This is a genomic window from Streptomyces sp. NPDC101490, from assembly GCF_044767145.1.
Lineage (GTDB): Bacteria > Actinomycetota > Actinomycetes > Streptomycetales > Streptomycetaceae > Streptomyces.
The window spans coordinates 360661-385044 of sequence record NZ_JBIWNI010000003.1 but is presented as its reverse complement, the minus strand read 5'-3'; the positions used below and the strand labels follow the sequence as shown (position 1 = coordinate 385044).

Genomic DNA, 24384 nt, shown 5'->3' with positions numbered 1-24384 from the left:
GGGGGGGGCCCGCGCGGCGCGGGGGGGGGGGGGGCGCGGGGGGGGCGGGCGGGGGGGGGGGGGCGGGGGGGGGGGGGGGGCCCGCGGGCGGGGGGGGGGGGGGGGGGGGGGGGGGGGGGGGGGGCCCCCCCCCCCCCCCCCCGGCCGTTCCGTGCGCCCGCTCCGGGCCTCGGGCCTCAGGCCCGGTAGATCGCCTCGATCTCGTCCGCGAAGTCCTTCGCCACCACGTTCCGCTTCAGCTTCAGGGACGGCGTGATGTGCCCCGCCTCCTCGGTGAACTGCGCGGGCAGGATGCGGAACCTGCGGACCGACTCCGCCTTGGAGACCGCCGCGTTGCCGTCGTCGACCGCCCGCTGGACCTCCGCGAGCAGCTCCGCGTCCTCCCGCAGCGAGGCGGCCGTCGAGCCCGCGGGCTTGCCGTGCTCGGCGGCCCAGCGGCCCAGGAACTCCTCGTCGATCGTGACGAGCGCGCCCACGAACGGCCGCCCGTCGCCGACCACCATGCACTCCGCGACCAGCGCGTGCGCCCGGATGCGGTCCTCGATGACCGCCGGAGCGACGTTCTTGCCCCCGGCCGTCACCAGGATCTCCTTCTTCCGGCCGGTGATCGCCAGATAGCCGTCCTCGTCCAGGGTGCCGATGTCACCCGTGTGGAACCAGCCGTCCGCCAGCGCCTCGGCCGTCGCCGCCTCGTTGTTCCAGTACCCGGAGAAGATGTGCTCGCCGTGCAGCAGCACCTCGCCGTCGTCGGCGATCCGCACCACCGAACCCGGCAGCGGCTGCCCGACCGTGCCGATCTTCTGCCGGTCCCAGGGGTTGAACGCCGTCGCCGCGCACGACTCCGTCAGGCCGTACCCCTCCAGGACGGTGAAGCCGATGCCCCGGAAGAAGTGCCCGAGCCGCTCGCCCAGCGGCGCGCCGCCCGAGATCGCGTACTCGCCGCGCCCGCCGAGCACCGTGCGCAGCTTGACGTAGACCAGCTTGTCGAAGATCTTGTGCTTCACCCGCAGACCGAGGGACGGGCCCTGCGGGGTGCTCAGCGCCCGGCTGTACGCGATCGCCGTGTGCGCCGCCTTGTCGAAGATCTTGCCCTTGCCGTCGGCCTGCGCCTTGGCCCGCGCCGAGTTGTAGACCTTCTCGAAGACCCGGGGGACCCCCAGGATCAGGGTCGGCCGGAACGAGGCCAGCTCGTCTGTGAGGGTCTTGATGTCGGGGAGGCAGCCGAGACGGATCGGGGCCATCACCGAGGCCACCTCGATCAGCCGCCCGAAGACGTGCGCGGCGGGCAGGAACAGCAGGACGGAGGACTCCCCGGTCCGGAAGAGCGGCTTCAGCCGCTCCACCACGTTGCCGCACTCCGCGAAGAACGCCCGGTGGGTCAGGACACAGCCCTTGGGGCGGCCCGTGGTGCCCGAGGTGTAGACGATGGTCGCCGGGTCGTCCGCGTGCGCCGCCGACATGCGCGCGTCGAGCAGCTCGTCGGAGACCTCGGCGCCGGAGGCGGTCAGCCGCGCCACCACGTCGCCCTCGATCTGCCACACGCTCCTCAGCTCGGGCAGGTTCGCCCGTACGGACTCCACCGACGCCTCGTGCGCCGCGTTCTCCACCAGCGCCAGCGTCACCCCCGAGTCGCCGAGGATCCACTGGATCTGCTCCGCCGAGCTGGTCTCGTACACCGGTACGGTCACCCCGCCCGCGCTCCAGATCGCGAAGTCGAGGAGCACCCACTCGTAGCGCGTCCGGGAGAGCAGCGCGACCCGGTCGCCCGGCTCGACACCCGCGGCGATCAGGCCCTTGGCGGCGCCCCGGACCTCGGCGAGGAACTCGGCGGCGGTCACATCGGCCCACCCGCCGTCCCCTCCGTCGACCTTGCGGGCCATCACGGCCACGTCTGGGTGCTGGGAGGCGTTGCGGCGGATGAGATCCGTCAGGTTGCCGTCCGCGGGGACCTCGTACAGGGCCGGAAGGCTGAACTCGCGCAAGACTGCTGCTCCTCATCGGGCGCCGGCGCCACGGCTCTGTGGGATGCACCGGTGAAGTCCAAGATCTGGCTGCTGCTCAGTGGGGGTGAGCACGACTGGACGGCCCGGACGTTACCCACCGGTATGTGGTTCCCGATAGGGGGTCCCGGTGAGATGTTCCGTGCGTCACACACGTGTGACGGTGCTCTCCGCACAGTAATCCACCGGTTTCCCGACTCGGAAGTAACCGCAGGTGACACCCCCTAAGGTGAGGGCCATGCGAGTCCATGTGGTCAGTGACGTGCACGGCAACGCCGAGGCCCTCGCGCGGGCCGGAGAGGGCGCCGACGCCCTCATATGCCTCGGGGACCTGGTCCTCTTCCTCGACTACGCCGACCACGGCCGGGGCATCTTCCCCGACCTCTTCGGCGTCGAGAACGCCGACCGGCTCGTCGAGCTGCGCACCGCCCGCCGCTTCGACGAGGCCCGTGAGCTGGGCCGCAGCCTGTGGGCCGGGCTCGACACGGACCGCGACACCGCGATCGAGACCGCCGTCCGCCGCCAGTACACCGAACTCTTCGCCGCCTTCCCCACCCCCACGTACGCCACCTACGGCAACGTCGACATCCCCCGGCTCTGGCCCGACTTCGTCCGGCCCGGCACGACCGTCCTCGACGGCGAGCGGACCGAGATCGGCGGACTGGTGTTCGGCTTCGTCGGCGGCGGACTCAGCACCCCGATGCGCACCCCGTACGAGATCTCCGACGAGGAGTACGCGGCCAAGGTCGAGGCCCTCGGCGAGGTCGACGTCCTCTGCTCGCACATCCCCCCGGACGTCCCCGAACTCACCTACGACACCGTCGCCCGCCGCTTCGAGCGCGGCAGCCGCGCCCTGCTCGACGCCCTGCGGCGCACCCGGCCCCGCTACCACCTCTTCGGCCACGTCCACCAGCCGCTGGTCCGCCGGATGCGGATCGGCGCCACCGAGTGCGTCAACGTCGGCCACTTCGCCTCCACGGGCACGCCCTGGGCGCTGGAGTGGTGAGCGCCCGGGGCGGGGCCCGGGGTGGCGGGCGGCACGTCAGGGCGCGATAGCCTTTCGTCGGCACACCTGTGCCCCTTGACTTCCGCCGGACCGCACCGTGGAGGAGCCACCCCGATGGCCGAACACACCAGCTCGAGCATCACCATCGAGGCGGCACCGGCCGACGTCATGCGCGTGATCGCCGACTTCGCCCGCTACCCCGAGTGGACCGGCGAGGTGAAGGAGGCCGAGGTGCTGGCCGCCGACGACGCCGGGCGCGCGGAGAAGGTCCGGCTCGTCCTCGACGCGGGCGCGATCCGCGACGACCACACCCTCGCCTACACCTGGACCGGCGCCGACGAGGTCAGCTGGACCCTGGTCAAGTCCCAGATGCTCCGCTCCCTCGACGGCTCCTACCGGCTGTCCGCCCTCGGCGGCGCGCGCACCGAGGTCACCTACCAGCTGACCGTGGACGTCAAGATCCCCATGCTCGGCATGATCAAGCGCAAGGCGGAGAAGGTCATCATCGACCGCGCCCTCGACGGTCTGAAGAAGCGCGTCGAATCCGGGACGTGAGCCCCCCGCCCGGTCCTCCCGGCCGGGCCGCCGCAGGCCACGGGTAACGTCCTTCGCATGCGGATCATCCTTGTCACCGGCCTCGGCGGCGCCGGGCGCACCACCGTCGCCGCCGCGACCGCCCTCGCGGGGGCGCGGTCCGGACACCGCGTCCTCCTCGTCTCCGAGGACGCCGGTCCGCTCCTCGCCGGTCCGCTCGGTGCGGACGGCGACGAGACCGGTGGGGACGGAGACCGGACCGGTGGGGACGGAGACCACCTCCGTACGGACGCCGACCCACGCCATGCCGCCCCACGCCACCCCGACGCCGACAGCGACCCGCTCCGTGCGGACGGAACCGCCCCCCGGCCCGGCGGCCCGGACACCGGGCGGCTCCGGGTCGTGCGCCCCCGGCCCGCCGACGGCTTCCGGCGCGAGTTCCTCGCCCTCCAGGGCCGGTCGGCCACCGTCCTCGACCTGCTCGGCGCGACGCCCTTCGAGGACGCCGAGCTCACCGAACTCCCCGGCAGCCGGTCCTTCGCCCTGCTGCGCGCCCTCCGCGACGCCGCCTCCGGCGACCACGACCTCGCCGTCGTCGACCTGCCGCCGCTCACCGAGGCCCTCGCCCTCCTCGCCCTGCCCGAGCAGCTCCGCCGCTACCTGCGCCGTCTGCTGCCCCCGGAACGGCAGGCCGCCCGCGCGCTGCGCCCGATGCTCGCCCAGCTCGCCGGAGTGCCCATGCCCGCGCAGTGGCTGTACGAGGCCACCGCCCGCTGGGAGGCCGAGCTGGCCGCCGTCCAGGCCGTCGTCGAGGCCCCCGGCACCAGTGTCCGGCTCGTCCTCGAACCCGGCCCCGCCGCCCTCCGCGCCCTGCGCGAGGCCCGCCTCGGCCTCGCCCTCCAGGGCCTCTCACCCGACGCCGTCGTCGCCAACCGGCTGCTGCCCACCGGCTCCGACGACCCCTGGCTGGCGGGACTCGCCGCCGCGCGGCACCGGCACCTCGCGGAGCTGCGGGCCGCTGTGGACCCCGCCACCCCCGTGCACGAGCTGCCGCACCTCGGCCGCGACCCGCGCGGACCCGGGGACCTGGCCGCGCTCGCCCCCGCCGGGGCTCCGGCCGCGCCCGTACCCGCCCCCGCCTGGGCCGTCGAGGACCGGCGCGAGGCGGACGGCGTCCTCGTCTGGCACATCCGCCTCCCCGGGGCCGTCAAGGACGAGCTGGCCCTCGTCCGGCGCGGCGACGAACTCCTCCTGACCGTCGGAGCCTTCCGCCGGGCCGTCGCCCTGCCCGCCGCCCTGCGCCGCTGCACTGTCACCGGCGCCGGACTCGTCGACGGCGACCTCCGGGTCCGCTTCACCCCCGACCCCGGACTCTGGCCCCGTACCCCCTGAGCGGGCGTGTACCGTCGAAGTACCACCACGGAGGAGTACGCCATGAGCGATCCGGACCCTTGGGCCGAGGCGTGTGCCGAGGACCTGGAGGCGGAGAAGGCCCGCCGCAGGGCACGGCACGGCGCGGAACCCGGCTCCCCCGCCGAGGAGCTCCGCAAGCTCTTCGAAGCCGTCGCCGAGAAGGTCTCCGGCGGACTCGGCAACCCGCTGCTCGCCGGACAGGCCGCGCAGACCGTGCAGCAGCTCGTCAACCAGGCGAAGTCCGTCGTCGAGCCCGTCATCGAACGCAATCCGCAGGTCTTCGACCACCTCGCGGCGGCGGGCGGCGAACTGCTCGCCGCCTACCGCTCCGCCGTCGAGGGACACGAGAGCCGCTGGACCCGTGGCGGCACCGGCCCCGCCGACGACCCCTCGGACCCCCGCGCCGACGCGGCCCCGCCGCGCCCCGCCGGCGAGCGGCCCGAACACGGAGACGACGAGGGGCCGGGAACCGGCCAGCACATCGACCTCGACTGATCAACGGCCCCGTCCCCCTCGGGTACGGTGGGCCCCAGCGGGGCTCGACCGAAAACTGAGGGACACATGGGACTCACCATCGGCGTCGACATCGGCGGCACGAAGATCGCGGCCGGCGTGGTCGACGAGGAGGGCAACATCCTCGACACGCACAAGGTGCCGACCCCTCCGACCCCCGAGGGCATCGTCGACGCGATCAGCGCCGCCGTGTCCGAGGCGGGCAGGGGCCACGCGGTCGAGGCCGTCGGCATCGGAGCCGCGGGCTACGTCGACGACAAGCGCGCCACCGTCCTCTTCGCCCCGAACATCGACTGGCGGCACGAGCCGCTGAAGGACAAGGTCGAGCAGCGGATCGGCCTCCCCGTCGTCGTCGAGAACGACGCCAACGCCGCCGCCTGGGGCGAGTACCGCTTCGGCGCGGGCCAGGGCCACGAGGACGTCATCTGCATCACCCTCGGCACCGGCCTCGGCGGCGGCATCATCATCGGCAACAAGCTGCGCCGGGGACGCTTCGGCGTGGCGGCGGAGTTCGGCCACATCCGGGTCGTCCCGGACGGTCTGCTCTGCGGCTGCGGCAGCCAGGGCTGCTGGGAGCAGTACGCCTCCGGGCGCGCCCTCGTCCGGTACGCCCGGCAGCGCGCCGCCGCCACCCCCGAGAACGCCGAGGTCCTCCTCTCCCTCGGCGACGGCACCCCCGAGGGCGTCGAGGGCAAGCACGTCAGCCAGGCGGCCCGCGCCGGTGACCCGGTCGCCGTCGACTCCTTCCGCGAGCTGGCCCGCTGGGCGGGCGCCGGTCTCGCCGACCTGGCCTCGCTCTTCGACCCGTCGGCGTTCATCGTCGGCGGCGGCGTCTCGGACGAGGGCGAACTGGTCCTCGACCCCATCCGCAAGTCCTTCCGGCGCTGGCTGATCGGCGGCCAGTGGCGCCCGCACGCCCAGGTCCTCGCGGCACAGCTCGGCAACAAGGCCGGTCTGGTCGGCGCGGCGGACCTGGCCCGCCAGGGCTGAGCACCCGTACCGGGCCAAGGCCGGACACCGTACGGAGTCCGGCCTGAGCCCCCGTACGGAGCCGGGGCCGGACACCGTAGGAAGCCGGGTCCGAGCGCCCGTACGAAGGCTGACGGCCGCCGCCCGTCGCGTCCCCGCAGGACGCGGCGGGCGGTTGTCGTACGTTACGTGCCATGGCGAACAGCGAGCTGCCCAACTCCCGCACCGAGGAGGACGGTTCGGCCGTCCTCCGGGTCCTCTCCTACAACATCCGCTCGATGCGCGACGACGAGGACGCCCTCGCCCGCGTCATCCGGGCCTGTGCGCCGGACCTGGTCCTGGTGCAGGAGGCGCCGCGGTTCTTCCGGTGGCGCAAGCACGCGGCCCGGCTCGCCGCGAAGAGCGAACTGGTCGTCCTGAGCGGGGGAGCCACCGCCGCCGGGCCGCTGCTGCTCTGCTCGCTGCGGGCCACCGTGGAGCGCACCGAGGACGTACTGCTGCCGCTGATCCCGGGGCTGCACCGGCGGGGCCTGGCGACCGCCGTCGTCCGCTTCGCGGGCGCCCGGGTCGGGGTCGTCAGCTGTCATCTGAGCCTGCGGAAGGACGAGCGGTACGCGCAGGCGGGCATGGTCCTCGACCGGGTCGCCGCGCTGGGCACCCCGTACGCCCTGGTCGGCGGGGACCTCAACGAGCGGCCGGACGGGCCCGCCTTCCGGCGGCTGGCCGCCGGGCTCACGGACGGCTGGGAGGCCCGGCCCTGGGGCGGCGAGTTCACCTCGACCCCGGCCGACCCGCACCAGCGGATCGACGCGGTCCTGGCCACCCCGGGCGTGGAGTTCCTCGGCTGCGGGGTGCCGCCGGGCCTCGACCCGGCCGACCTGAGGGCCGCCACCGACCACCTCCCGGTCCTGGCGGCGGTCCGCGTCCCGGCAACCCCCTGAACGCCCCGGCCCCGGACGCCCCGCACAGCGCCGGGTCAGGGTCCCTCCCCGCCCGGCGCCCGGTCTACACCACCGCCCCGCGTCCCGGGTCGTCGAAGCCGTCCTCGTCCTCGTCGTCGTGCTTCATACGGCCCACCAGGGTCGCGAAGCCGCCCAGGAAGCCGCCGAGACAGAGAGTCGTCAGCCACCAGGTCATGTCCCACTGGAGCAGCACCGCGAGCAGCATCAGGACCGGGCCGCCGATCACGGCCAGCCAGGCGAACCGGGTCGTCGCGTCCGTCTCGGGCAGCGGCGGCGGCTCCGGCGGCACGAAGTGCCCCTCCTCCGAACCGCCAGGACCGTCGTCCGGCTCCCTGGGCGAGTAGTCCCGGGGGCCGGTCGGCCCCACCCCGGGCGCGAACACGACGGAGCTGCCGAGCGCGGGCCGCTCGGGCCCCGGCTCCCCGTCACCGTCCGCCCCGGGCCCCTCGGCGCCCTTCGGCCCGTCCTTCGGCGCGTCCTCCCCGGCCGTGGGACGCGGCTTCCACAGCGTCCCCTTACCGGCGACCGCGCCGGGCGCCGCGGGCCCGGCCTCCCCGGAACCGTCTCCGGAGCCCTTCCCGGCCGGCGCCTCCGCCGCGTCCTCCGGCTCCGGCAGGCTCAGGTCCTCGACCCGCCGGAACGGCTTCGTCTCCGGAGGATCCGCGGGCTCCTCGCCGTACCCGGCGACGATCGCGGCCCACGCCGCCTCCTCGTCGATGGGCTGCGGCTCCCGTTCGCCGCCGTCCTGCTGCTCAGCCACCGCTCCTGCTCCCCTGTTCGTCGACCAGTCCGGGGGCGAGACGCTCGACGAAGGCCAGGCTCTCGTCGAAGATCCGCTCCGCGTCATGGTCCAACGTCGCGACGTGGTAGCTCTGTTCCAGCAGGACCTCCCGGACGTCCGTCGAGGAGATCCGGGACAGGACGCGGGCCGAGTCGACCGGCGGCACGACATGGTCCTCGGGGCTGTGCAGCAGCAGCACCGGCTGGGTGACCTGCGGAAGCTCCCCGTCGACCGTCCGGAAGAACTGCCGCAGCGAGTGCGCCGCGTGCAGCGGCACCCGGTCGTACCCGACCTCGGCCACGCCCTCCTTGGCGATGTCGCTCGCGATGCCCTTCGTCGAGGGCACCAGATGCCGGACGACCGGCAGCGCGTACGCGCTCAGCCCGTGCACCTTGTTGCCCGGGTTGACCAGGACGACGCCCCGCACGGCGTCCCCGTGCTGGGCGGCGAGCCGCAGGGTCAGCGCCCCGCCCATCGAGAGGCCGAAGACGAAGACGGTCGAGCACCGCTCCAGGAGCTCGCGCAGCGCCCGGTCGACCTCCGCGTACCAGTCCTGCCAGGTGGTGAGCTGCATGTCCTGCCAGCGGGTGCCGTGGCCCGGCAGCAGCGGCAACGACACGGTCAGCCCGCGCGCGGCCAGGTACTCGGCCCACGGGCGCATCGACTGCGGGGAACCGGTGAATCCGTGACAGAGAAGGACGCCGACCTCTCCGCCTTCGTGGCGGTACGGCTCGGCTCCGGGAAGGACCGGCACCGGGATCTCCTGTTCGTTCGACTTCGGGTGCGCCGAAGCGACGGAAATGGGGAAGGACCTTCACGGTACGCGACCGGACCGACACCGACCAGGGCCGTAGCGGGGGGCGTGCGCCGGTACGGGATAAAGTCGTCGGGACGGCACACGGAAGGCATGGCGAGTTGATCTACGGCGCGATGAAGTTCTCCCTCGGAGGGTCACTGAAGCTTGCCTTCAGGCCCTGGGTGGAGGGTCTGGAGAACATTCCCGCCGAGGGCCCGGCGATCCTGGCGAGCAACCACCTGTCGTTCTCCGACTCCTTCTTCCTGCCCGCCGTCCTCGACCGCAAGGTCACCTTCATCGCCAAGGCCGAGTACTTCACCTCGCCGGGCGTGAAGGGGAAGCTCACCGCAGCCTTCTTCAAGGGCGTGGGGCAGCTCCCGGTGGACCGTTCGGGTGCCCGGGGCGCGGGCGAGGCGGCCATCAGGGCGGGCATCGAGGTCATCGAGAAGGGCGGCCTCTTCGGGATCTACCCCGAGGGCACCCGCTCGCCCGACGGACGCCTCTACCGGGGCAAGCCCGGCGGTCTCGCCCGGGTGGCGCTGGCCACCGGCGCCCCCGTGATCCCGGTCGCCATGATCGACACGGAGAAGATCCAGCCGCCCGGCAAGGTCGTCCCCAAGCTGATGCGGCCGGGCATCCGGATCGGCGAGCCGCTGGACTTCACCCGCTACCAGGGCATGGAGGGGGACCGCTTCATCCTCCGCTCGGTGACGGACGAGGTCATGTACGAGATCATGAAGCTGTCCGGCCAGGAGTACGTCGACATCTACGCGACCGCCGCCAAGCGGCAGATCGCGGATGCGGAGAAGGCGGCCAAGGAGGCCGTGAAGGCCGAGATCGCGGCCCGGGAAGAGTCCGGCGCGTAGGACGGTCCACGGGGGGACGTCCGGGGGGTGGGGGAGATGGCCAGGCGCGAGCGTGTCGTGCGGATGTCGGTCGAGCAGCCGCTGTGGCGGGCGCTGACCGGCTACCGCCTCCTCACCATGGTCTACGCGGTCCTGCTGTTCGCCTTCGGCCGGGAGAACTACGAGCGGCCCTGGATCGGCGTCGTCTACCTGGCGGTGCTGTCCGTCTGGACCCTGGCCACCCTCCCCAGGGTCGCCAACGCGGTCAGCTGCACCAAGCGCTTCCTCGTCGCCGACCTCACCGTCGCCCTCACCGGCATCCTCCTCACCCCGCTCGCCGACCTCCACGCCCGGACGGTCGACGGCCCCACCCTGCCGTCGATATGGACGGCGGGCGCCGTCCTCGCGTACGCCATCAAGGGCGGCTGGCGCTGGGCCGGGGTCGCCTCCTCCCTCGTCGCCGTCGCCAACATCGTCGAGCGCGGCCATCCCAGCCGGGACACCCTCCACAACGTGCTGCTCGTCTGGGTGGCCTCCATCGCCATCGGCTACGTCGTCGAGGTCGCCCGCGCCTCCGAGCGCACCCTCGCCCGCGCCCTGGAGATCGAGGCGGCGACCCGCGAGCGGGAGCGCCTCGCCCGGGACATCCACGACAGCGTCCTGCAGGTCCTCGCCATGGTGCAGCGGCGCGGCACCGCCCTCGGCGGCGAGGCCGCCGAACTCGGCCGGATGGCGGGCGACCAGGAGGTGGCCCTGCGCACCCTGGTCGCGGGCGGCCTCATCCGGCCCAGCCTGGTCTCCGAGGACGAGTCCGAGGGGGCCGTCGTCCGGGTCGTCGACGTGGACGACGACCTCCTGTACGGCGGCGACGACACGCCCGTCGACCTGCGGCTGCTGCTGGCCCCGCGCGCCGGTGCCCGGGTCACCCTCTCCGAGCCGGGCGCGCCCGTCCTGCTCCCGCCGCCCGCCGCCCGGGAGCTGGCCGCCGCCGTCGGCGCCGCCCTGGACAACGTACGGGCGCACGCCGGTGAGGACGCGCGGGCCTGGATCCTCGTCGAGGACTGGCCGGACGAGATCGTCGTGACCGTACGGGACGACGGGCCCGGCATCCCCGAGGGCCGCCTCGCGCAGGCCGAGGGGGAGGGCCGGATGGGGGTCGCCCTCTCCATCCGGGGGAGACTGCGGGATCTGGGCGGTACGGCCGAACTGGTCTCGGTCCCCGGCCAGGGCACGGAAGTCGAGTTGAAGGTCCCCCGGGGGAAGGCAGGGAAGCAGTGAGCGAGCAGCCGATCAAGGTGATGGTGGTGGACGACCATCCGATGTGGCGGGACGCGGTCGCCCGCGATCTGACGGAGGCGGGCTTCGACGTCGTCGCCACCGCCGGGGACGGTGAGCAGGCGGTGCGCCGCGCCCTCGCCGCCGGACCCGAGGTCCTCGTCCTGGACCTGAACCTGCCGGTGAAGCCGGGCGTCCAGGTCTGCAAGGAGCTGGTCGGCGGACGGGACGGGGGACCGAAGGTCCTGGTCCTCTCGGCGAGCGGGGAGCACGCCGACGTCCTGGAGGCGGTGAAGTCGGGTGCCACCGGCTACCTCCTGAAGTCGGCCAGCACGGAGGAGCTGACCGACGCCGTGCGCCGGACGGCGCTGGGCGACCCCGTCTTCACCCCCGGTCTCGCCGGTCTCGTCCTCGGCGAGTACCGCCGTCTCGCCTCCGAGCCCGCCCCGACGGCCGGTCCCGGGGAGCCGGACGCCCCACGGCTGACCGAGCGCGAGACGGAGGTCCTGCGGCTGGTCGCCAAGGGCCTCAGCTACAAGCAGATCGCGGAGCGCCTGGTGATCTCGCACCGCACGGTGCAGAACCACGTGCAGAACACCCTGGGCAAGCTCCAGCTGCACAACCGGGTGGAGCTGGTCCGGTACGCCATCGAGCGCGGTCTCGACGACGCCTGACCCCGGCCCGGACCCGGGGCGCGGGGTCCCGGGCCGTCCGGACCCGGCCTCCGCCCCCGTGCCCGGCCGTCCGGCACCCGGGTGCCGGGCGCGGCGGGCGGACCGGCCGCCGATGCGCGATGATCGGGAGTGTCCGACCCATCACCGGCACGAGGGGAATCCCGTGGAAATCCTGGCATTCGGCGTGCAGGCGGACGAGAAGCCCCTCATCGAGAAGGCGTTCGAAGGGCACCACGACGTGCGCTGCCTCGGGGTCTTCCTCACCGAGGACACCGCCCCCATCGCGGCGGGCTACGAGGTCATCTCCACCAGCGTCAACGCCAGCCTCGACCACCGCGTCCTGCAGACCCTCGCCGCGGGCGGCACCCAGATGATCGCCCAGCGCTCCACGGGCTTCAACAACATCGACCTGGAGGTCGCCGAGCGGCTCGGCCTCACCGTCGCCCGGGTCTCGTACTACTCGCCGTACTCCGTCGCCGAGTTCGCCTGGACCCTGGCGACCGCCGTCAACCGGCGGATCGTCCGCGCCTCCAACCGCACCCGGGACTTCGACTTCCGGCTCGACGGACTGATGGGCCGCGACTTCCGGGGCCGTACCGTCGGCGTCCTCGGCACCGGGAAGATCGGCGAGGCGTTCACCCGGATTGCCCACGGCTTCGGCATGAACCTCCTCGGCTGGGACGTCGCCGAGAACCCCGCCTGCGTGGAACTCGGCATGAGGTACGTCGACAAGGACCGGCTCTTCGCCGAGGCCGACCTCATCAGCCTGCACGTGCCGCTGCTGCCGTCGACCCACCACATCATCGACGCCGGGGCCCTCAAGGCCATGAAGGACGACGCCATCCTCGTCAACTCCAGCCGGGGCGGACTCGTCGACACCGGGGCCCTGGTCACCGAACTGCGGGCCGGGCGGTTCACCGGCGTCGGGCTCGACGTGTACGAGGCCGAGGCCGGGCTCTTCTTCCTCGACAAGTCCCTGGAGGCGGTCGAGGACGACACCCTGGCCCGGCTCGTCACCTTCCCGAACGTGGTGGTCACCTCCCACCAGGCGTACTACACCGTCGATGCGGTCGGCCAGATCATCGACACCACCGTCGCCAACGTCCTCGACCACTTCGCCGGACGGCGCGGCGAGAACGTCCTCGTCCCCCGGCTCACCTCCTGACCCCGCCCGGCCCGCCGCTCCCTGGGGGACCGGCGGGCCCACGGCCGTCCCTCCTCCAGGGACCGGCGGGCCCGGAGCCGCCCCTCAGACCAGCACACCCGCCAGCAGCGAGGCCGTCAGTGCCGCGCCCTCCGTCGTCAGGACGGACTCGGGGTGGAACTGCACCCCCGCGAAGCCCGGCCCGCGCAGCGCGTGCACCTCACCGCTCTCCGCGTCCCGGCTCACCTCGATCCGGTGCAGCGCCAGCTCCGTCGCCGCCCGGTCGTCGCAGCGGGCCGTGAAGCTGTTGTAGAAGCCGACCGTCCGCCGCTGCCCGAAGAGGTCGATCCGCAGCTGCGCCCCCTGGAACGGGACCCGCTTGCGGACGATCTCCAGGCCCAGCTCAGCGGCGATCAGCTCGTGCCCGAGGCACACCCCGAGGAGGCCGTGCCGGTGGCCCCGCACCAGTTCGCCCGTCAGCCCGCGCAGCAGCCGCATCTTCGGGTCGGCGGCGTCCGAGGGGTCGCCGGGGCCGGGCCCCAGGACCACCGGTCCCTCATGGGCCAGGGCCAGCTCGCGCAGCCCCGGCTCGTCGTAGCGGAACACCGACACCTCCAGGCCCGAGGAGCGCAGGACGTGCGCCAGCATCGCCGTGAAGGTGTCCTCGGCGTCGACCACCAGGGCGTGGCCCGACAGCTCGGCCGACCGCTCCTGCATCCGCAGCCAGAACGGCGCGAGGTCCGCCCGGCGCGCGTCCAGGGCGGCCCGGACCCTCGGGTCGTCGGCCAGCGCCGCCGGGGCCGCGGGACCGGCCGCCGGACGGCCCTCGCGGACCCCGAGGGCGGTGAGGATCCCGGCGGCCTTGGCGTGGGTCTCGGCGACCTCGCCCGCCGGGTCGGAGTGCCGGACGAGCGTCGCGCCGACCGGGACCCGCAGCCGGCCGTCGGACGCGATGTCCGCCGTACGGATCAGGATGGGGGAGTCCAGGGTCTGGGAGCCGTGGGCGTCGGTGCCGAGCAGGGCGAGGGCGCCCGCGTAGTAGCCGCGGGCGATCCCGTCGGCGTCGAGCGGCTCGTGCCGCTCGATCACCCGGCAGGCGTTCTGCACGGGTGAGCCGGTGACGGTCGCCGCGAACATCGTCTCCCGCAGCACCTCCCGCACGTCCAGGGTGGAGCGGCCCCGCAGCTCGTACTCGGTGTGCGCGAGATGGGCCATCTCCTTCAGGCGGGGGCCGACCACCACCCCGCCCCGGTCGCCGACCGTGCACATCATCTTCAGCTCCTCGTCGACCACCATCGACAGCTCCTCGGTCTCCTTGCGGTCGCCGAGGAAGGCGAGCAGACCCTCGGCGGTGGGGGCGGCCCCCGCCGGGTAGCGGTACGTGCCGCTGATCGGGTTCATCACGACCGTGCCGCCCGACATGCGCACATGGACCTCGGGGCTGGCCCCGACGAGCGTCCGGTCGCCGGTGTGCACGACGAAGGTCCAGTACGCGCCCCGCTCGCCGGTGAGCAGCCGCCGGAACAGGGCGAGCGCGTCCGCCCGGCCGAAGCCCGGGATCTCGCCCCGGTAGGTGCGCCGGATGACGAAGTTGGCGCCCTCGCCGGAGCCGATCTCCTCCTCGACGACCCGCCGCACGGTCCCGGCGTACTCCTCGTCGGAGACGTCGAAGGCGCCGCCCTCGACGCGTACGTCGTGCGCGGGGAGCTGGGCCAGGGCGTCGGCGAGGGGGAGTTCGTGGGTCTCGTCGGCGACGAGGACGGAGAGCGGGGTGCCGTCGTCGCGGACGTCGAAGCCGCGCTCCCTGATCTGCCGGAACGGCACCAGGGCCAGCGTCGGGCGGCTGCTCACCGGCAGGTCGGCCAGGAGCTCCGCCTCGTGGACCGGGCCGAGGAGGACCTCGACGGTGTCGTGGTCGCGGCCGGGGGTGCGGCGGCGCAGCAGGGCGAAGGGCGGGCAGGAGTCGTCGAGGAGACGGGAGAGGTCCATGGTCCGTCGTTCCTTCCGTGGGAGTGCGGAGAGGAACGGCCCCGGGCACGGGAAAGGCCGCCCCTCGGGCGGCCTGTGCGTGTGTCGGTGTACGCGCGATCAGTGGGCCGCCGGATGAGCGGTCCACCACCAGTTCTGGATCAGGGGCGCGAACATGGCAGCACTGTAACCCAGCCGGGGACGGGAACGGGGCCCGTCCCGCACCGTGGACGGTGGGAACGGGCCCCGTGGGGTCTGTCCGGATCAGACGATCAGGTTGTAGGCCCCCCAGCCGCTACCGACGCTGACGCGGGCGGCGTAGGGGTTCGGGAAGCCGCCGGTGTTCTTGTACGACCATAGGACGCCGGTCTTGTCCCGGGCGATCAGGTCCGGCCTGCCGTCACGGTCGAGGTCGCTCGGGCCGACCATGACGTCGTAGGCGTTCCAGCCGCCGCCGACCCGGGCACGCGTGGCGTACGGGTTCGGCGAGCCGCCGGTGTTCTTGTACAGCCACAGGACGCCGGTCCTGTCCCGGGCGATCAGGTCCGGCTTGCCGTCCCCGGTCATGTCCCCGGTGCTTATCAGCTCGTCGTAGATGTTCCAGCCGCCGCCGACCCGGACGCGGGTGGCGAAGGGGTTGGGGGTGGCGCCGGTGTTCGTGTAGAGCCAGAGGACGCCGGTTTTGTCCCGGGCGATCAGGTCCGGACGCCCGTCGGCGTTCATGTCCCGGGCGCCGAGCAGCTTGTCGTAGACGCCCCAGCCGCCGCCGACCCGGAGCCGTCCGGCGAAGGGCGCGGAGGCGTTGCCGCTGCCCTTGTAGTACCAGAGCACCCCGTCCTTGCCGCGCGCGACCAGGTCCCCGGTGCCGTCGGCCCGCAGCGCGGTCATGGGCGTGACGGCGTCGTAGTCCTGCCAGCCGGGCCCGACGCGGTAACGCGTCAGGAACGGTGCCCCGCCGTCACCGGTGCCCTGGTACTGCCAGAGGACACCGGAGGCGTCACGGGCGATGAGGTTGTAGCGGTTGTCCGTGGCGACGGGGGCGGCGGCCGGGGCCTCCACGACGTCGCTCTGCTTCACCCAGGTGATCTTGTGGTGGAAGCGGATCGGGACGTACATCGTCTGGCCGACGACGTTCTTCTGCGCGGAGCCGAACCAGTCGTCGCCCGCCACCGCGGGACCGGCCTTCACATATGACTGCGAGGCGTCGAAGGTGAACTTCGTCAGGAAGGCGTTCTCGTCGCCAGGGGCGGCGAGACCCGCCGCGGTGTAGGCGGCGGTCTCCGGGAAGGCCCGGCCGTAGATCCTGGCCGAGGTGGCCCCGGCCTTGACCTTGACGGTCGTGGCACCGCTCACCGGCACGGTGTACTGCCCGCCGGGGTTCTGGAACCAGGCCTTGGTGCCCGCGTACCAGATCGCGGTCCAGTCGTTCCGGGACTCGGCGACCACGTACGAGCCGCCCGCGCGGACCTTGTTGCCGTAGTTGGAGCCCTCGGTCCACAGCGAGGTGAAGTACGGGTCCTTGATCGTCGCGGCGGTCGTCGACGGCGAGGTGTAGAGGTAGCCGAAGTTGGCCGGACGCGCGGCGGCGGCGACGCCCCCGGTGGTCAGCTTCGGCTGGTTCGCCGTGGTGAACGGGGGCACCACGCGGACCACCTGGCCGGCCTTGAGGAGGCCGCCCGCGCCCTTGTCGCCCTGCGGGGCGCCCAGGAGCGACATGTAGTAGTTCCAGTCCCAGTACGGGCCCGCGTCCCAGTGGAGGCTGGACAGGCGGTTGTCCGTCTGGAGCGCCACCTCGTCGTGGCCGATGATGTGCTCGCGGTCGATCGGCACGTCGTACTTGTCGGCCAGGAACTTCACCAGCTCGGCGGAGGAGCGGTACTGCGGCTCGGTGAACCAGCTCCCCTCCTTCATGGCGAAGCCCTCGTGCTCCACGCCGATGGCGTGCATGTTGAGCGTCCAGTTGCCCGCGTGCCACGCCAGCTGCTTGTTCTCCAGCATCTGGGTGACCAGGCCGTCCTGGGCCCGGATCAGGTAGTGCGCGCTGCCCGCGCCCCTCGGGTTCGTCAGCGTGTCCAGGGAGCCCTGGTAGGGGCCCTCGGTGTCGTGGATCACGATCTGCCGGATGCCGACGCCCTGGTCGGGGCGGTTGGCGGGGGTGTAGTTGCGCGCGCCGCCCGGGTCGGTGCGGACCGGGACGAAGTTGCAGTTCAGGCTGGCCGGGCACTCGGTGACCGGGGCGGCCTTCGTGGCCGCGGGGCTGGCCGCGAGCGGCACGTTCGAGGGCTTGACCGGTTCGACCGACGGGTCGGCGGGCAGGGCGACCTGCTCGCCGTCGAGGGTGAGCGCCCGCTCCCCCTCCTTGATCGAGGCGAAGACGCGCTTGGCGAAGAGGTCGGCCCCCTTCCGCTCCGGGGACTGGCTGTAGCGGGCCACCGCCGGGTACCAGTCGCCCGGATCCCCGGACAGCTCCGCACCGGCCTGCTTCTGGTAGTCGGCGAGCAGCGCGGCACCGGCCCGGATGGAGGCCTCGGTGTCGTTCCGCACGGTCTCCGTGGAGCTGCCGATCAGCTCGGCGCCCCTGTCCAGGGTGTGGAGGCGCGGGTCGTCGGTGTCGACGACGGCCTTCTCCAGGATGCGGCGGACCAGCTCGCGGTCGAACTTCTTCTCGATCTCCGGCCGGCCGGAACCGTTGAAGTGGTCGATCTGCTCGTCCGTGACCTTCTGGGCCACGTCGCCGGGGTCGACCTTCGTCAGACCCATCACGTTGTACGCGCCGGTGGTGCTCGGCTCGCCGTCGTGCGACTCCCACCGGGTCTGCTGGTACGACACCGCCATCAGCACGCTCTGCGGCACGTCGAACTCGCGCGCCGCGTTCGCGAACTGAGTCCCGAGGGGAAGGTCACCCCCGGACGCCTGGTCCGGGGCCGCGCCGAGGAGGCCCGGTGAGGCGACCGCGAGGGTGCCGATCGTGGCGGTGGCGACGACAGCGGCCGCCGCTCCGTACAGGAGTCGTCTTTTCCCGCGGTTCCTGCGGTGCCTCTGGGTCACGCCCACCCCTGTGTTCGACTGGGTCCACTGTGTTCTTGTGGAACGGGTTCCAATGAAACGGGCCCGAGGCTAGCACCCCCCGATGGCATGAAGATCGGCGGTGGACATTCCGGACGCGCGTCTCAGTCATTGGGCAGGCGGACAGGACCGGACGAAGAACCCCGTAATGTTGTGCTTGTGACCGTGAACGCTGATTCCCACGCCGTCGCCAAGGCGACCTGGCGAGACCTGCCCGCGGCGCAGCAGCCCGAGTACCCCGATGCCGAGGCTCTGCGCGATGTGATCGCGGACCTCGAGTCGTATCCTCCGCTCGTCTTCGCCGGCGAGTGCGACCAGCTGCGCGCCCGGATGGGAGCCGTCGCCCGTGGCGAGGCGTTCCTGCTCCAGGGCGGCGACTGCGCCGAGGCCTTCGACGCCGTGTCCGCCGACCACATCAGGGCCAAGCTCAAGACGCTGCTCCAGATGAGCGCCGTCCTCACCTACGCGGCCTCCGTGCCCGTGGTGAAGGTCGGCCGCATCGCCGGCCAGTACTCGAAGCCCCGCTCCAAGGGCACCGAGACCCGCGACGGCGTGACCCTGCCGACGTACCGGGGCGACTCGGTCAACGGCTTCGGGTTCGACGAGAAGTCCCGGATCCCGGACCCCGAGCGGCTGAAGCGGATGTACCACGCCTCCGCCTCCACGCTGAACCTGGTCCGCGCCTTCACCACCGGTGGTTACGCCGACCTGCGCCAGGTGCACGCCTGGAACCAGGACTTCGTGAGGTCGTCGCCCTCCGGCCAGCGCTACGAGGCGCTCGCCCGCGAGATCGACAACGCGCTGAACTTCATGAAGGCCTGCGGCACCGACCCGGCCGAGTTCAAGGCCGTCGAGTTCTACGCCTCCCACGAGGCGCTGCTGCTCGACTACGAGGGCGCCCTGACCCGTACGGACTCGCGCACCGGCAAGCTGTACGACACCTCCGGCCACATGGTCTGGATCGGTGAGCGCACCCGGCAGCTCGACCACGCCCACATCGAGTTCGCCTCGCGCATCTCGAACCCGATCGGCATCAAGCTGGGCCCGACCACCTCGGTGGACGACGCGCTCACGTACATCGACCGGCTCGACCCCGACCGCGAGCCGGGCCGGCTGACCTTCATCGTCCGCATGGGCGCCGACAAGGTCCGGGACAAGCTGCCCGAGCTGGTCGAGAAGGTCACCGCCTCCGGCGCGGTCGTCGCCTGGGTCACCGACCCGATGCACGGCAACACCTTCGAGGCCGCCTCCGGCCACAAGACGCGCCGCTTCGACGACGTCCTCGACGAGGTCAAGGGCTTCTTCGAAGTCCACAAGGCGCTGGGCACCCACCCGGGCGGCATCCACGTCGAGCTCACCGGTGACGACGTCACCGAGTGCGTGGGCGGCGGCGACGAGATCTTCGTCGACGACCTGCACCAGCGCTACGAGACGGCCTGCGACCCGCGCCTCAACCGCAGCCAGTCCCTCGACCTGGCCTTCCTGGTCGCGGAGATGTACCGGGACCAGTAGGCGAGCGCGTACGACGACGGGGCGCGGATCCATGTGATCCGCGCCCCATCGTCGTATCCGGGGCTTTTGGGGCACCTCGGAGCCGGGTAAGGTTAGGTTAGCCTTATCGATCACGGCGGGAGGTGAACCGCGTTGTACGTCTGCTCTTGCTTCGGTGTCACGGAGAAGCAGGTCAAGGAGCACGCCGACGCGGGCGCCTGTACCCCCCGGCAGATCGCCTCCGCCTGCAAGGCGGGCACGGACTGCGGTTCCTGCGTCCGTCGCATTCAGGCCATCCTCGGGCGCGGTGCCTGCCCCCGGCGCGAGCTCGTGGACCAGGGCGCACCCGCCCTCGCGGCGGAGCCCGTCGTCGATCTGGGACGGGCCGCCTGAGGCGACCTGGGGGCGAGCGTGCCTGCCAGGCGTCGCCAGGCAGGCGGGACTTTCGAAACGCGCCCTAGGGCCCGTCTGACAATTCCCGCCTGCCTCACGACGCCATGCACGCACTCTCGCCGCACCGGCCCCAGACCCACGTACATCCAGTACGCGGGCCTGGGGCCAGCACGCCGAGAGCACGCACCTGACGCCGCGCGGCCGCCCTGCGGGCGACGACGGGAATTGTCAGACAGGCCCTAGCTCGGCTGCTCGATGAGCGTCGAGAGGTAGAGCGCCTCGCCCAGGGACTCGATCAGCTCCAGCTGGGTGTCCAGGTAGTCGATGTGGTGCTCCTCGTCGGCCAGGATCTCCTCGAAGAGGTTGGCGGACGTCACGTCCCCCTTGGCCCGCATGACCTCGATCCCGCGCCGCAGCCGGTCGATCGCCTCCACCTCGACCTGGCGGTCCGCCTGGAACATCTCGGTGATCGTCTGGCCGACCCGTACGTGGAAGAGCCGCTGGTAGTTGGGCAGGCCGTCGAGCATCAGGATGCGCTCGGTCAGCTTGTCCGCGTGCTTCATCTCGTCGATGGACTCTTCACGGGTGTACTTGGCGAGCTTGGTCCACCCCTTGTTGTCCTGGATGCGGTAGTGCAGCCAGTACTGGTTGATGGCCGTGAGTTCGCCGGTCAGCTGCTCGTTGAGGAATTCGAGGACCTCGGGGTCGCCCTGCATCGCAGAGGCTCCTTCCACGCTGTGTGTCTGTGTCGTCACCGCTCGGAACGGCCGCATCCTCGCACCCCGGATGGGGGGCGTCCAGTAAGTGCACGCTTAGTGGGGCTTGCCCCGAATCCTGCCCGCCGGGCCTTAGCCTGGTCATGACCACCCCTCGCCGTCTGTCACCATGGAAGACATGGGTCAGCCGGAGAGCGGAGCACACCGGGAAGCGGGGCAGCCGGATCGTTCACCGGACCTTCCGCCCGGTCAGCGCATCCAGCGCGGCTGGCCGGTCACCCACTACGGGCCCGTACCGAAGTTCAAGCCGGACCGCTGGGAGTTCCGCGTCTTCGGCGCGACCGCCGACGGCGACAAGCACTGCTGGAACCACGAGGAGTTCTCGGCCCTGCCGTTCTCCTCGGTCGTGGCCGATCTCCACTGCGTCACCAAGTTCAGCATGATCGGCGCCGAATGGGGCGGTGTCCCGGCCCGTACGCTGCTGGCGCTCGCCCCGCCCGCGCCGCAGGTCACCCATGTGATGGTCTGGGCCGAGTACGGCTACAGCGCCAACATGCGGCTCTCCGACTTCGCCTCGGACCGCACGATCTTCGCCACCCACAAGGACGGCGAGCTGCTCACCGCCGAGCACGGCTTCCCGCTGCGCCTGATAGTGCCGCACCTGTACGCCTGGAAGGGCCCGAAATGGGTCCGGGGCGTGGAGTACATGGCCGCCGACCGCCGGGGCTTCTGGGAGGAGCGCGGCTACCACAACCTCGGCGACCCGTGGACCGAGCAGCGCTACTCGTACCAGGAGGAAGCGGGCGACGGCCCGGAGCTGTAGCGCTCCCGGCCGCCGTACGACACGGTCGGGCCGGTCACTGGTACCGGTGGACCACCGCATGGCCCCTGCCCCGGCCGATCATCCACGTGTCGGTGCCCCCGGGGCTCGGGCAGCGGTTCCTGCCCTCGTCAGGAACCGTATGACCCCCTGGGGTACTCCTCGACGGGACGGGACGGGACGGGCCGGGACGTCAGTCCCTGAGCTTCTTGAGGAGCTCCACGTCCGCCAGGTGCCCCGCCTTGCCGCCGGGCGTCTCGATGATCAGCGGCACACCGTCGGTCGCCGGGTGCCGCAGGAGGTTCCGGAAGCCGTCCTGCCCGATGTGGCCCGCGCCGATGTTGGCGTGCCGGTCCTTCCGGGCGCCCACCACGTCCTGCGAGTCGTTGGCGTGGATCAGCCGCAGCCGTCCCTCGCCCACGGTCGCCACCAGCTGGTCCAGCGTCCGCGCGGCCCCGTGCGGGCCGGTCAGGTCGTGTCCGGCGGCGAAGACATGGCAGGTGTCCAGGCAGATGCCGAGCTTCGGATGGTGGTCGAGCGCGTCGAAGTACGGCCCGAAGTCCTCCGCGCGCGAGCAGAGCGAGGAGCCCTGGCCCGCCGTCGATTCGAGCAGCAGATCCGGGTCGTCCTCGTGCGTCAGCTCGTCGAGCAGCGGCAGCAGCAGCTCCCGCACCTGCGCGAGCGCCACCGCGCGCGGGCGGCCCCCGGTCGCCGAACCGGTGTGCACCACCACGCCCCGCGCGCCGATCTCCCGGCCCCGGCGCAGCGAGTGCCGCATCGACTCCACCGACTTCTCGGCGGTCGCCTCGGTGTGGGAGCCGAAGTTGATCAGATAGGGGGCGTGCACCCAGGCCGAGAGCGACTCCTCCTCGCACCCGGCCCTGAACCGCTCGCCCTGCGCCGGGTCGCCGGGCGGGGTGGCCCAGCCGCGCGGATTGGCGACGAAGACCTGCACGGCCTCGGCGCCCAGCTCACGGGCGTAGCCGAGACCGACGGTGGCGAGACCACCGGCCACCGGGACATGACCACCGACGGGGTTGCGCGGCATTCCTACAGTCCCTTGATCGTGAGGGTGACGGTGGAGCCCTCGGGCGCGGTCGAGCCGCCCTCGACGGACTGTCCCGAGACGGTGTCGCCCAGGTAGGGGAAGGTCTTCTTCACCTCGACCTCGAAGCCCGCGTCCTCCAGGGCGGCCCGCGCGTCGTCGGCGGTCTCGCCGGTCACGTCCGGGACCTCCACGGACCGGGGGCCCTTGGAGAGGGTCAGGACGATCGTGTCGCCCCCGGCGGCCCTGCTGCCCTCGGCGAGGGACTGGGCGGCGACCGCGCCCGGGTCCTCGGGGGAGTGGATCCGCTCCGGGGCGACCTGGACGGTGAGCCCGGCCTCCTGGAGTCCGGCCGTGGCGTCGGCGACGGTCTCCCCGGTGACGTCGGGCACATCGATCGGCGCGCCCTTGCTGACCACCAGGGCGACGGCCGAGTCGGGTGCCCGCCCGGTGCCGGGCTCGGGGTCGGAGCCGATCACGGAGCCCTGGGCGACGGTCTCGCTGAAGGCCCGGGTGATCACTCCGACCGCCAGGCCCTCCCGCTCCAGGGCGCGCCTGGCCTCGGCGAGCGGCTGGTTCTTCAGAAGGGGCACCTTCACGATCTGCGGGCCCCTGGACAGGGTGAGGGTGACCCTGCCGTTGTTCCGCAGGCGTTCGCCGGGGGCCGGGTCGACCGCCATGACGGTGCCGCGCTCGTACACGTCGCTGAAGGCGCGGGCGGTCGAGCCGACCTCCAGGCCCGCGCCCGTGATCCGCTCGGTCGCGGCGGTCTCGGTCTGGCCGAGGACGGCGGGGACGCGGGTGAACTGGCCGGAATTGATGTACCAGACGCCGACGCCCAGACCGAGGGCGAGCAGGACGCCGACGACCAGGAGCAGCGGGCCGTTCGGGGGACGGCGGCGGGCGGTCGCGGGCGGCGGCTCCGGGACCGGCATCCGGCCGGTGCGCGCCACCGGCGGCCCGTCGGCCGGGTCCTCCACGGCGCGGGCGATCACACTCGTCCGGTCCTCGGAGCCGCCGCGGTCCCCGGACCGGGAGCGCGGCGGCTCCGCGTCCAGCTCCTCGTCGGTCAGCCGGGCACGGGCCTCCCGCGCCAGGGCGAGCAGGGCGACGGCGTCGTACGGGCGGGCTTCGGGGTCGCGGGCGGTCGCGGCGGCGGTCAGTCCGTCCAGTCCGGGGGCGAGCCCGGGGACGGTCCGGGAGGGCGCGGGCACGTCGGTGTGCAGGTGCTGGTAGAGCACCTGGGCGGGGGTGTCGCCCGCGTGGGGTTTGCCGCCGGTCAGCATCTCGTACAGGACGACACCGCAGGCGTACACGTCGGCGCGGGTGTCGGCGGCGCCGTGCTCGATCTGCTCCGGCGCCAGGTAGGAGACCGTGCCGAGGACCGAACCGGTGGTGGCGGTCGCCGAGCCCACCGCCCTGACCAGGCCGAAGTCTGCGACCTTGACCCGCCCGTCGTCCCCTATCAGGACGTTCTCGGGCTTCATGTCCCGGTGCACGAACCCGGCCCGGTGCGCGGCGCCGAGCGCGGCGAGGACCGGCTCCAGGATGTCCAGGGCGGCCCGGGGCGCCAGGGCCCCGCGCTCGCGCAGCACGTCCCGCAGGGTGCAGCCCTCGACGTACTCCATCGCCAGGTAGACGTACGCGCCCTCGGCGCCCTGGTCGAAGACGCCGACCACGTTCGGGTGGGAGAGCCGGGCGACGGACTTCGCCTCCCGGATGAACCGCCCGACGAACTCGGCGTCGACCGCGAGGGCCGGATGCATCACCTTGAGCGCGAGGACGCGGTCGAGACGGGTGTCGACGGCCCGGTAGACCGTGGCCATCCCGCCGACGGCGATGCGCGCGTCGACGCGGTAGCGGCCGTCGAGCAGCCGCCCGACGAGGGGGTCCTGAAGGGTCGTGTCCACGGCGTCGAGTCTACGAGCCGCGGGCCCGGCGCCCGCCCGGCCGCGAGGTACCGGGGCACAGCT

22 protein-coding genes are annotated in these 24384 nt (G+C 72.7%); 13 read left to right on the top strand and 9 right to left on the bottom strand.

Annotated elements, in window-relative coordinates; genetic code table 11:
* Positions 1-176 precede the first annotated feature (176 nt).
* Positions 177-1982: an AMP-dependent synthetase/ligase gene (locus tag ACIRQY_RS09370; RefSeq protein WP_351779455.1), complete on the bottom strand. Its 1806-nt coding sequence runs from the start codon at positions 1980-1982 to the stop codon at positions 177-179.
* A 256-nt stretch (positions 1983-2238) separates the two neighbouring features.
* Between ACIRQY_RS09370 and ACIRQY_RS09365 the strand changes: the two genes are divergently transcribed.
* From ACIRQY_RS09365 to ACIRQY_RS09340, 6 genes are all read left to right on the top strand, one after another.
* The gene (locus tag ACIRQY_RS09365; RefSeq protein ID WP_403923277.1) at positions 2239-3006 is read left to right on the top strand and encodes a metallophosphoesterase; all 768 of its coding nucleotides are present in this window, start codon (positions 2239-2241) and stop codon (positions 3004-3006) included.
* Between the two features lie 114 nt (positions 3007-3120).
* Positions 3121-3561: an SRPBCC family protein gene (locus tag ACIRQY_RS09360; protein WP_351779449.1), complete on the top strand. Its 441-nt coding sequence runs from the start codon at positions 3121-3123 to the stop codon at positions 3559-3561.
* A 57-nt stretch (positions 3562-3618) separates the two neighbouring features.
* Positions 3619-4932 (top strand): ArsA-related P-loop ATPase, encoded by a 1314-nt coding sequence (locus tag ACIRQY_RS09355; RefSeq protein WP_403923274.1) that lies wholly within the window; start codon positions 3619-3621, stop codon positions 4930-4932.
* A gap of 42 nt (positions 4933-4974) precedes the next feature.
* Positions 4975-5448, top strand: coding sequence for a DUF5304 domain-containing protein (locus ACIRQY_RS09350; protein ID WP_403923272.1), 474 nt, complete (start codon positions 4975-4977; stop codon positions 5446-5448).
* Between the two features lie 66 nt (positions 5449-5514).
* A complete protein-coding gene (locus tag ACIRQY_RS09345) occupies positions 5515-6456 on the top strand; it encodes an ROK family glucokinase (RefSeq protein WP_351779439.1) in 942 nt (313 codons plus the stop codon).
* Between the two features lie 173 nt (positions 6457-6629).
* Entirely contained in the window at positions 6630-7376 is a 747-nt protein-coding gene (locus tag ACIRQY_RS09340; protein WP_403923270.1) for an endonuclease/exonuclease/phosphatase family protein, read from the top strand.
* 64 nt (positions 7377-7440) lie between these two features.
* Here the strand turns inward: ACIRQY_RS09340 and ACIRQY_RS09335 are convergent, their stop codons facing one another.
* Both ACIRQY_RS09335 and ACIRQY_RS09330 read right to left on the bottom strand, forming a co-directional pair.
* Positions 7441-8157 carry a hypothetical protein gene (locus ACIRQY_RS09335; protein ID WP_403923268.1) on the bottom strand — a complete coding sequence of 239 codons (717 nt, stop codon included), beginning with the start codon at positions 8155-8157 and terminating at the stop codon, positions 7441-7443.
* Complete coding sequence (locus ACIRQY_RS09330) at positions 8150-8932, bottom strand: alpha/beta fold hydrolase (RefSeq protein ID WP_351779431.1); 783 nt, start codon at positions 8930-8932, stop codon at positions 8150-8152. The genes ACIRQY_RS09335 and ACIRQY_RS09330 overlap by 8 nt, the downstream gene beginning before the upstream one ends.
* A gap of 176 nt (positions 8933-9108) precedes the next feature.
* Between ACIRQY_RS09330 and ACIRQY_RS09325 the strand changes: the two genes are divergently transcribed.
* The 4 genes from ACIRQY_RS09325 to ACIRQY_RS09310 all read left to right on the top strand — a co-directional run bounded on the left by ACIRQY_RS09325 (position 9109) and on the right by ACIRQY_RS09310 (position 12933).
* Positions 9109-9840, top strand: coding sequence for a lysophospholipid acyltransferase family protein (locus ACIRQY_RS09325; RefSeq protein WP_351779428.1), 732 nt, complete (start codon positions 9109-9111; stop codon positions 9838-9840).
* A gap of 36 nt (positions 9841-9876) precedes the next feature.
* The gene (gene macS, locus ACIRQY_RS09320; RefSeq protein ID WP_403923266.1) at positions 9877-11097 is read left to right on the top strand and encodes a MacS family sensor histidine kinase; all 1221 of its coding nucleotides are present in this window, start codon (positions 9877-9879) and stop codon (positions 11095-11097) included.
* Positions 11098-11117: 20 nt separating this feature from the next.
* Entirely contained in the window at positions 11118-11768 is a 651-nt protein-coding gene (locus ACIRQY_RS09315) for a response regulator (protein ID WP_403923870.1), read from the top strand.
* A gap of 163 nt (positions 11769-11931) precedes the next feature.
* Positions 11932-12933: a 2-hydroxyacid dehydrogenase gene (locus ACIRQY_RS09310; RefSeq protein ID WP_403923264.1), complete on the top strand. Its 1002-nt coding sequence runs from the start codon at positions 11932-11934 to the stop codon at positions 12931-12933.
* A gap of 84 nt (positions 12934-13017) precedes the next feature.
* Here the strand turns inward: ACIRQY_RS09310 and ACIRQY_RS09305 are convergent, their stop codons facing one another.
* The 3 genes from ACIRQY_RS09305 to ACIRQY_RS09295 all read right to left on the bottom strand — a co-directional run bounded on the left by ACIRQY_RS09305 (position 13018) and on the right by ACIRQY_RS09295 (position 17928).
* Positions 13018-14901, bottom strand: coding sequence for an anthranilate synthase family protein (locus ACIRQY_RS09305; RefSeq protein WP_403923262.1), 1884 nt, complete (start codon positions 14899-14901; stop codon positions 13018-13020).
* Between the two features lie 99 nt (positions 14902-15000).
* Positions 15001-15057: a trp operon leader peptide gene (locus ACIRQY_RS09300; RefSeq protein WP_351779871.1), complete on the bottom strand. Its 57-nt coding sequence runs from the start codon at positions 15055-15057 to the stop codon at positions 15001-15003.
* Between the two features lie 87 nt (positions 15058-15144).
* Entirely contained in the window at positions 15145-17928 is a 2784-nt protein-coding gene (locus ACIRQY_RS09295; RefSeq protein ID WP_403923260.1) for an N-acetylmuramoyl-L-alanine amidase, read from the bottom strand.
* Positions 17929-18105: 177 nt separating this feature from the next.
* On the opposite strand from ACIRQY_RS09295, the gene ACIRQY_RS09290 reads away from it, so the two are divergent.
* Positions 18106-19458: a class II 3-deoxy-7-phosphoheptulonate synthase gene (locus ACIRQY_RS09290; protein WP_351779413.1), complete on the top strand. Its 1353-nt coding sequence runs from the start codon at positions 18106-18108 to the stop codon at positions 19456-19458.
* A 132-nt stretch (positions 19459-19590) separates the two neighbouring features.
* Positions 19591-19830 carry a bacterioferritin-associated ferredoxin gene (locus tag ACIRQY_RS09285; protein ID WP_384855289.1) on the top strand — a complete coding sequence of 80 codons (240 nt, stop codon included), beginning with the start codon at positions 19591-19593 and terminating at the stop codon, positions 19828-19830.
* A gap of 239 nt (positions 19831-20069) precedes the next feature.
* Here the strand turns inward: ACIRQY_RS09285 and bfr are convergent, their stop codons facing one another.
* Positions 20070-20546 carry a bacterioferritin gene (gene bfr, locus ACIRQY_RS09280; protein WP_041128810.1) on the bottom strand — a complete coding sequence of 159 codons (477 nt, stop codon included), beginning with the start codon at positions 20544-20546 and terminating at the stop codon, positions 20070-20072.
* Between the two features lie 178 nt (positions 20547-20724).
* Between bfr and ACIRQY_RS09275 the strand changes: the two genes are divergently transcribed.
* Positions 20725-21369 carry a sulfite oxidase-like oxidoreductase gene (locus tag ACIRQY_RS09275; RefSeq protein WP_403923257.1) on the top strand — a complete coding sequence of 215 codons (645 nt, stop codon included), beginning with the start codon at positions 20725-20727 and terminating at the stop codon, positions 21367-21369.
* Between the two features lie 190 nt (positions 21370-21559).
* Here the strand turns inward: ACIRQY_RS09275 and ACIRQY_RS09270 are convergent, their stop codons facing one another.
* Together ACIRQY_RS09270 and pknB are read right to left on the bottom strand one after the other, a co-directional pair.
* Complete coding sequence (locus ACIRQY_RS09270) at positions 21560-22414, bottom strand: deoxyribonuclease IV (protein ID WP_403923255.1); 855 nt, start codon at positions 22412-22414, stop codon at positions 21560-21562.
* Between the two features lie 2 nt (positions 22415-22416).
* The gene (gene pknB / locus ACIRQY_RS09265; RefSeq protein WP_403923253.1) at positions 22417-24321 is read right to left on the bottom strand and encodes a Stk1 family PASTA domain-containing Ser/Thr kinase; all 1905 of its coding nucleotides are present in this window, start codon (positions 24319-24321) and stop codon (positions 22417-22419) included.
* Positions 24322-24384: the final 63 nt, after the last annotated feature.

Coding starts and splice junctions, on each gene's coding strand:
- ACIRQY_RS09365 (WP_403923277.1), top strand. CDS start 2,239: ATGCGAGTCCATGTGGTCAGTGACGTGCACGGCAACGCCGAGGCCCTC.
- ACIRQY_RS09360 (WP_351779449.1), top strand. CDS start 3,121: ATGGCCGAACACACCAGCTCGAGCATCACCATCGAGGCGGCACCGGCC.
- ACIRQY_RS09355 (WP_403923274.1), top strand. CDS start 3,619: ATGCGGATCATCCTTGTCACCGGCCTCGGCGGCGCCGGGCGCACCACC.
- ACIRQY_RS09350 (WP_403923272.1), top strand. CDS start 4,975: ATGAGCGATCCGGACCCTTGGGCCGAGGCGTGTGCCGAGGACCTGGAG.
- ACIRQY_RS09345 (WP_351779439.1), top strand. CDS start 5,515: ATGGGACTCACCATCGGCGTCGACATCGGCGGCACGAAGATCGCGGCC.
- ACIRQY_RS09340 (WP_403923270.1), top strand. CDS start 6,630: ATGGCGAACAGCGAGCTGCCCAACTCCCGCACCGAGGAGGACGGTTCG.
- ACIRQY_RS09325 (WP_351779428.1), top strand. CDS start 9,109: ATGAAGTTCTCCCTCGGAGGGTCACTGAAGCTTGCCTTCAGGCCCTGG.
- macS (WP_403923266.1), top strand. CDS start 9,877: ATGGCCAGGCGCGAGCGTGTCGTGCGGATGTCGGTCGAGCAGCCGCTG.
- ACIRQY_RS09315 (WP_403923870.1), top strand. CDS start 11,118: ATGGTGGTGGACGACCATCCGATGTGGCGGGACGCGGTCGCCCGCGAT.
- ACIRQY_RS09305 (WP_403923262.1), bottom strand. CDS start 14,901: ATGGACCTCTCCCGTCTCCTCGACGACTCCTGCCCGCCCTTCGCCCTG.
- bfr (WP_041128810.1), bottom strand. CDS start 20,546: ATGCAGGGCGACCCCGAGGTCCTCGAATTCCTCAACGAGCAGCTGACC.
- ACIRQY_RS09275 (WP_403923257.1), top strand. CDS start 20,725: ATGGGTCAGCCGGAGAGCGGAGCACACCGGGAAGCGGGGCAGCCGGAT.
- ACIRQY_RS09270 (WP_403923255.1), bottom strand. CDS start 22,414: ATGCCGCGCAACCCCGTCGGTGGTCATGTCCCGGTGGCCGGTGGTCTC.